This is a genomic window from Gordonia sp. IITR100 (assembly GCF_002009645.1).
GTDB lineage: Bacteria > Actinomycetota > Actinomycetes > Mycobacteriales > Mycobacteriaceae > Gordonia > Gordonia hongkongensis.
Map to the genome: position 1 here is coordinate 7,762 of NZ_MVKV01000033.1, position 1,705 is coordinate 9,466.

3 protein-coding genes are annotated in these 1,705 nt (G+C 67.6%); 1 reads left to right on the forward strand and 2 read right to left on the reverse strand.

Annotated elements, in window-relative coordinates:
- Together B1818_RS23585 and B1818_RS23590 are read right to left on the reverse strand one after the other, a co-directional pair.
- Window positions 1-598 (reverse strand): cation transporter (locus B1818_RS23585; protein ID WP_139363089.1); only part of this gene is annotated, 598 nt, incomplete at its 3' end.
- A 62-nt stretch (window positions 599-660) separates the two neighbouring features.
- Window positions 661-1,581, reverse strand: a complete 921-nt coding sequence (locus B1818_RS23590) for a hypothetical protein (RefSeq protein WP_368275855.1) — start codon at window positions 1,579-1,581, stop codon at window positions 661-663.
- Here B1818_RS23590 and B1818_RS24630 point away from each other — a divergent pair.
- On the forward strand, window positions 1,495-1,705 hold a 211-nt coding region (locus tag B1818_RS24630; RefSeq protein ID WP_254859881.1), incomplete at its 3' end, for a hypothetical protein. The genes B1818_RS23590 and B1818_RS24630 overlap by 87 nt on opposite strands.

The window sequence follows — 1,705 nt, forward strand, 5'->3', positions numbered from 1 at the left end:
TGCCTGGTTGTCCGGCGGTGCCGAAGAACAACGCATACAACGACCACAACAGCGCCGCGGTGGTGCCGACCGAGATGAGGGTGTCCATGGTGGCCGCACCGTGGCGCAGGTTGAGCAACGCGGCGCGATGAAACGGCCATGCCGCCCACACGATCACTGGCGCGGCCAACGTCAACGACGCCCACTGCCAGTAGGTGAACTGCAACGCCGGGACCATTGCCAGCGCGATCACCGGTACCGAGAGAACCACCGCACCGATCAGTCGGTGACGCAAGGCCACGAGCTCCCCGTCGTCGTCCGAAGGGTCATCGTCGGGGGCGGCACCTTTGGTGGGAGTGGCGGGCAGCGCAGCGTGGTATCCGGCCTGTTCGATGGTCTCGATCAGCAGGTGTGGGTCGACACCGGCGGGTGCGCTGACGTGAGCTTTTTCGGTGGCGTAGTTCACCGAGGCGCTCACTCCGTCGAGTTTGTTCAGTGTGCGTTCGATGCGTGCCGCGCACGATGCACACGTCATGCCCGACACGGCGAGTTCGATATCGACGGCGCCTGTCTGCTCGGCGGTGGCCGCAGGTGGGTGGATCGGAGCTGAGGTGGTCATGGGGGGGTTCCTCGTTGGGTGAATGCCTCGGCGCAGTGCCCCGGGTGGCGCTGGTCAGCGAGTTAGTGTCCGGCGTGCGGATCGGCCGAGGGGGCCGTGGAGTCAGGTGTCGGGGCCGGGGCGCCGGTGGGGACGTCGAGAACGAAGGTGGCGGTATGCACAGCGCCCTGGACCTGGAAGTCGAGGTAGAGCAGATAGCGGCCCGGGGTGGGGGCGGTGGTGGCGAAGCGGACCTGTGGTCCCGCGAGTTGACCGGCAGTCGGTGCCGCGCCCTCAGGGTGAACATGCAGGTAGGCCAGGTCACCCTGTCGCAGGGCCACCAAGTGACCGAAAGCGCCCAGATACGGCTGCAGGGTGGTGACCGGTTGTCCTGCTCGGCGCACGGTGACGGTCAGTTCGGACTCGACGCCCGCGCGCAGATGACCGGCCAGCCCGATGTCGAACCCGTCGACGGATGACTGTCGTGATTCGGCGGCGGGTGGGGCCGGCTGGTAGTCACCGCTGACTTCGACGGTGCTGGTGAGGGTGAGGGGTTGGCCGGTGGCGGCGGGCACGAAGTCGGCGTAGATCCGGTAGCTGCCTCCCGTCGCCCACTGCCAGGGCAGCGTCCAGCGCCCTTCGGGCGAGAGAGTGGGGTGCACGTGTCGGAAGTGGGTGCCATCCGCGCGGACGACGATCAGGTGCAGCTGCTTGTCGTGCTCGGCGGCGAAGTCGGTGACCGCGGCCCCGGCGGCGTCGAGGATCTCAAAGCTCAGCGGTGCCTGCACCCCGGACGCATGGGGTGCCACCACATTCCCCAGGATGAAGCCGGCTGCTGCCATCGAAACTCCGCGAACCTGATCGGCCCCCGGAGACGAGGCGGATGTTCGCGACTGTGGTGCAGCATTGTGATCGGCATGGGCGGACTCAGCCGGGGAGGTCGACGCCCTGTCGGGAGCGACACCAGCGGCGATGGCGTACGCCGCAGCGAAAACTATCAGCAGGGCCGCGGCGAAGACGCCGAGCTTGGTTGGAACATTCATCGCTGGATTCCTGTCATCGGTGGTGGCGACACCCACGCCGCCCGGGAGAGGCTGAAGTCGCCAGTGGGGCAGACACTTCAGCCCC